We start from the raw sequence: 4,631 nt of genomic DNA, 5'->3' as shown, positions 1-4,631 counted from the left end.
CAACCAGCACATGCTCACATTGCAATGGACGCGGGTTAATATCCGTTCAGCGTGATGTGATTAAATATGCAGGGTATAAGGATGTGATAGAGCAACGCGTAGAAACGGAGCGTGTAGATGAACTTTGTTCTCCTTGCGGTGGTAAAGGGGTTATATCCAGTCGTTGCCGTTGTAACGGTACCGGTAAAGTGGTTGACCGTGAAGCAACGAAAGCCGCTGGTGCGCCAGTAATTAAAATCTGTGAGCGTTGTACGGGGCGCGGTTATAGTCGGGTGCCATCCTCAGTCGCATACACAGCAATTAAAGCTCTTTTGCCAGAACTAACCCAATCAAGCTGGTCACGTAACTGGAAGCCATTCTATGAAAAGCTGGTGGCGAAATGTGATATCGAGGAAAGCAGAGCAGCATCTGAATTTAGCAAAGTAACGCGATAAAAAAGAGAGGGCTTGCGTTTTGCATAAACTTGGCGTAATCTCTCCAAATAGTGGGGAATTGTAGCTATGCTCACTAACGAATATTCAGGCCCGCCGATGAGCGGGTTTTTCTATTTCTACCAGTAGCAAATTCAAGGTTTACAACTAGATGGCTGTGCATAGCATGGCTTTTTTGTCTTTCAGCCAAAGTAAACGACCCCTGAGCGGGGCCGTTGGATTATGGAATTAGCTGTTCTGGAGTACAGTTGTATAGCGCGGCCAGTTTTTCTCGTGTGCGCTTCTGTGGTCGATCTGAAGCCTCCCACTGAGACACGGTTGATTGAGCCGTGTTGAGTTTTTCAGCTACTTCATGCTGAGACAGCCCACGATAGATGCGCCAGGCTGCCAGAATAGAAACATCCTGATCAACCATAATGGACACGACGCCGTTAGGCACGGTCACATCATCATATTTTGACGGCGTGTATGGCACATCCTCCCAATCTTCCTTTGTGCTGAGAAGTTTTTCATATTCAGCTACTGGCAGAACAACATATTGAGGTTTTCCTGCTTCATCATTTATGTATTGCATTTTCATGTATTCATCCGTGTGGCCAAGAGTCGCGGTGAATTTAATAATGAGGAAATGGCGGGTTGCCCCGCCTAGTACGTTGTCGATGTTCTCCGTTTGACTGCCATTATCGAGCAGATAACCGGCTCGCCGTCAGTGATTTCAAAGATTATCCTGTATTCACCAACCCGTAGTCTGTATTGGTTATCAAGGTCATGAAGCTTCTTGATGTCCAGCGTCACTGCGGGGAAAGTTTCAAGCTGGTTAACCTTCTCATTGATAGCTTTCCGGTATCGGGTATCGATTGAAAGCAACTGTTTTCGTGCCTTCCTCGTCCATTGAACCGTAACCATCGTTTCCTCATTTGTTAAAGAGCCTATCCGCTTGGGATGATTAGATAATACGATTTTAATCGTACTTTGTCAATAAAATGCGATTAAAATACGATATTATTTTCAGGGCTACGTATTGCGTGGCCTTTTTCTTTATTACCGTCGAGAGGTCGGGTATGAACTTTGACAAACTATCTCCAGAATCCCAAGAACAGGCACGATTGGCACTTATTACTATTCTGTCGCAAATGGTACCTGATGGACTGAGTGATCTTGACGCGGTATTTGTAGGTGAAGCTGTTGCCGCTGCGTTTACCGCAATGGAGCGCTATAGCAGCGTTTCTGACGAATGCAAAGATGAGAGTAGAGATTGTGATCGCGAAGCGTTTTTGAAAGCAGTAAACACCCCTCACCCTAATGGCAAGTGGGGGGGATTTATTGAACAGGAGAAAAAACGCCAGGAACTTATGCTCAGAGTTGCAAAAGAGTGTGAATCTTCTCAGTGATTTGTTTTTCTCTTTTGATTAATTGTTCGTTATCCGCAGGAATTATTTCAGAGGCTATTTGACATTCTGAAAAGAGAATATCTTTCAGGGCATCTTTTTGTACGGGTGAAAGCAGTTGTAACATTGCAATCACGATCCGCTCTGTAGCTGTGATGCTGATTTCCAGCTCGCGGACGGCTTCATTAATTGTTCTGCTCATTAGCTCCTCTTTCTGTTAGCTATGGTTACTTGTCGAGATTTAATCATAGCCGATAGGGGAATTCCCATATCGGAACGAATTCAATTGATTACGGAGGCTGCGCATGGCGTGGCCTTTTTGTTTTTCTGTATAAAAATACAGCTAGAAACAAGATACACATTGTATAGAATGAGGTTACATAATTTACTCATGGAGCCGATTCTAAATGTCAGAAGAGCTAGGGCACGTAACATTTTTCGATGTGAAAAAGATGGGGTTTTACTCATCCAGTGATGAAGAGCAGCCTCAGGGACTTTCCGCAGAGAGCGTTTTCGATAATCTTGTTAATTGGGTAAATAATAACAGTATTGAAAATACCCTTCCGTTAGTTGATGACAAGCGTTTACGTAAAAAAGTGTATTGTCGTAATGCATATAAATGTTCTAAGACTGGTGATTATTTCTTTGTTCTTTGGAAATCAGAAGAAGATGGAAATGGCAATATACAAGGGGTTGAGGCCGATTCCAGTGTTACAGAATCTGCGGACGATGTAATTATGCTTCCATCTGATGGAAAGAATGGAAAGAAATATATCTGGGGTAAGCCATGTTATTATTGGTTCATATCTGGTTTAAATAAATTCGCATCAATTAAATTTCCTCATTCAAACACTGATACTTACCTGTTTGTAAGGTATGTGAAAGATTATGTTAATTTCAGAATGACTTGTTCAGGAAGAAAACTTTCTGAGGTAAAGAAAGAGAATAACAAGGGCAAGAGTTTTTCCTATCAAACAGTAACATTTGATAGTGATGATGGCAAAAGCAGGGCCAGATTCTTATTTGAATATAATCAGTATATGAAAAATGCAGGAAGGGAAGGGATTAAGAGGCTAAAAGATAGCATTACACATATAATAATAAGGGATACCATTGGTGCGGTGGTATCTGATAAAAGAGCGTGGTGGGTAAAGCTATGGGATTGCGTGCCAGGTTACAAAAATGAAAAACCGAAATTACGTGGTGAAAAACAAATAGAATTAATGATAGAAGATAGTCTTTCAGACTCTCAAATTGATGAACTATTCGATTTCTATGATGAAGGTTACTCTAGTGGCTCAAGCTGGAATAATATAGGATTTAAACAGGGCGGTAAAAATAGTCCAACCAAGTGGTTAGATGAATATGTTTTGCGAGAAACAATCGCCGCTTCTTACGTCGCAACAAATAGAAAACACATATCGGCGTCTGTGCTTGCCAAGTTAATTAATGTCAAGAGGAGCGATTTGCTTAAAGGGCTTGAAGTTAAGGCAGCGAGTAGCGGGAATGATAGTAATGAGGATAGCAAAGTTACAGCGATATAGCGATAGGAGGAGGAAATGAGTGTTTGGAAGTTCTTATCGCAGATTTTACTAATAGCTGTGTGTGTATTATTAGCATACGTGGTCTGCTCTCATGTTAAATATAGCAATGTGACTGATATTATTTCTGTTCTTCAAAATATATCAGCAATTGTTTTTGCTATAAGTGGGGTCTGGATTGGTTATTTATACCCTAACGCTATTGCTGGTTTAATGAAGAATGAAAAGATAGATTTTTTCGCTAGCAAGAATGAGGCGAAAAAAGTTGAAGGGATGATTCTTATAATAATTATCTCTGCTTTTGTCTTGGTAGGGATTGCCCTGTTTTATCTTATGGTAATATTGCTGAAAGGTAGCGAATTCTACAGGGAAAATTACTTTATTATTAAGCTGTCAGGATTGTCCTTTATTTTATATATGATATTTATGCAAATACGATGTGTCTTTTTAATGATACGAAAAAATATATCATTTATTAATAAGTTGCATAGATTTCTTAATGAAAAAGAACTGAATAGCAAGCTTTAATCAAGAAGGCTGGAAATAAATAACCAGCCTTCTTTATATTGCCATCTAAATGACTCTAGTGCATTGCGGGCGACATCTTAATTAACAACAACTCACAGGGGCGAACATAGCTCACCCCCACGGACGCCCATTTTATGGGGGTGGATATGAAACTCATGGACAAGCAACCAGACATCTGGGTGCAGCTATGGCTATGGCTGCTATCAGTCAAAGAACAAGGTTTAGGTGCGGCACTGGCTGCAACAATGGCTTATCTCAGAGGTCGCTATAACGGCGGTAAGTTCTGGAAGACAATTATTGACGCAATGATGTGCGCTTTGATTGCATGGTTCATTCGTGACTTGCTCGTCTTCTTAAATCTGAGCACAGACTTAGCTTACATTGGCAGCGTCATTATTGGTTATCTCGGTACCGATTTTTTCGGCCAGTTGATGCGCGGGACCTTGAATCGTAAAGCAGGAATAAAAGAATGAGCAGAGGTATTCGAAACAATAACCCCGGTAATATCCGTTGGGGTGATGACTGGCAAGGCTTGATCCCTGCATCACAGCGTACTGATAAATCTTTTTGCCAGTTTGTCAGTCCTGAATATGGTATCCGGGCAATGATAAAAGTAATTCAGAATTACCATCGTAAATACGGGATCAACACAATAAACGGCATTATTTCACGATGGGCGCCAAAGATAGAAAATAATACCGATGCCTATATTAATCACGTATGTAAAGACACGGGAGTTACCC

At 41.1% G+C, this 4,631-nt stretch carries 9 protein-coding genes; 6 read left to right on the top strand and 3 right to left on the bottom strand.

Going from position 1 to position 4,631, the window contains the following annotated elements; all coding sequences use genetic code 11:
• Positions 1-434: antitermination protein Q (locus AACQ83_RS23320; RefSeq protein ID WP_275658151.1), on the top strand; the 434-nt coding region annotated here is incomplete at its 5' end.
• Positions 435-651: 217 nt separating this feature from the next.
• On the opposite strand, the gene AACQ83_RS23315 is transcribed toward AACQ83_RS23320, so the two are convergent.
• Entirely contained in the window at positions 652-1,011 is a 360-nt protein-coding gene (locus tag AACQ83_RS23315) for a helix-turn-helix domain-containing protein (RefSeq protein WP_046396441.1), read from the bottom strand.
• Positions 1,012-1,076: 65 nt separating this feature from the next.
• The gene (locus AACQ83_RS23310; RefSeq protein ID WP_036807218.1) at positions 1,077-1,337 is read right to left on the bottom strand and encodes a type II toxin-antitoxin system RelE family toxin; all 261 of its coding nucleotides are present in this window, start codon (positions 1,335-1,337) and stop codon (positions 1,077-1,079) included.
• A gap of 155 nt (positions 1,338-1,492) precedes the next feature.
• Between AACQ83_RS23310 and AACQ83_RS23305 the strand changes: the two genes are divergently transcribed.
• Positions 1,493-1,822 carry a hypothetical protein gene (locus tag AACQ83_RS23305; RefSeq protein WP_112879787.1) on the top strand — a complete coding sequence of 110 codons (330 nt, stop codon included), beginning with the start codon at positions 1,493-1,495 and terminating at the stop codon, positions 1,820-1,822.
• Here AACQ83_RS23305 and AACQ83_RS23300 read toward each other — a convergent pair.
• Entirely contained in the window at positions 1,788-2,021 is a 234-nt protein-coding gene (locus tag AACQ83_RS23300; RefSeq protein WP_036847822.1) for a hypothetical protein, read from the bottom strand. The genes AACQ83_RS23305 and AACQ83_RS23300 overlap by 35 nt on opposite strands.
• Before the next feature lie 205 nt (positions 2,022-2,226).
• On the opposite strand from AACQ83_RS23300, the gene AACQ83_RS23295 reads away from it, so the two are divergent.
• From AACQ83_RS23295 to AACQ83_RS23280, 4 genes are all read left to right on the top strand, one after another.
• Positions 2,227-3,363, top strand: coding sequence for a hypothetical protein (locus AACQ83_RS23295; protein WP_112879786.1), 1,137 nt, complete (start codon positions 2,227-2,229; stop codon positions 3,361-3,363).
• Positions 3,364-3,378: 15 nt separating this feature from the next.
• Positions 3,379-3,888 carry a hypothetical protein gene (locus tag AACQ83_RS23290; RefSeq protein WP_112879785.1) on the top strand — a complete coding sequence of 170 codons (510 nt, stop codon included), beginning with the start codon at positions 3,379-3,381 and terminating at the stop codon, positions 3,886-3,888.
• Between the two features lie 146 nt (positions 3,889-4,034).
• Entirely contained in the window at positions 4,035-4,361 is a 327-nt protein-coding gene (locus AACQ83_RS23285; RefSeq protein WP_112879788.1) for a phage holin, lambda family, read from the top strand.
• On the top strand, positions 4,358-4,631 hold a 274-nt coding region (locus AACQ83_RS23280; protein ID WP_112879784.1), incomplete at its 3' end, for a structural protein. The genes AACQ83_RS23285 and AACQ83_RS23280, both read left to right, overlap by 4 nt.

This window comes from Photorhabdus sp. S10-54, assembly GCF_963878145.1.
Lineage (GTDB): Bacteria > Pseudomonadota > Gammaproteobacteria > Enterobacterales > Enterobacteriaceae > Photorhabdus > Photorhabdus kayaii.
Note: the sequence above shows the minus strand (reverse complement) of the source record. Positions and strands in the feature narration are given on the sequence as shown.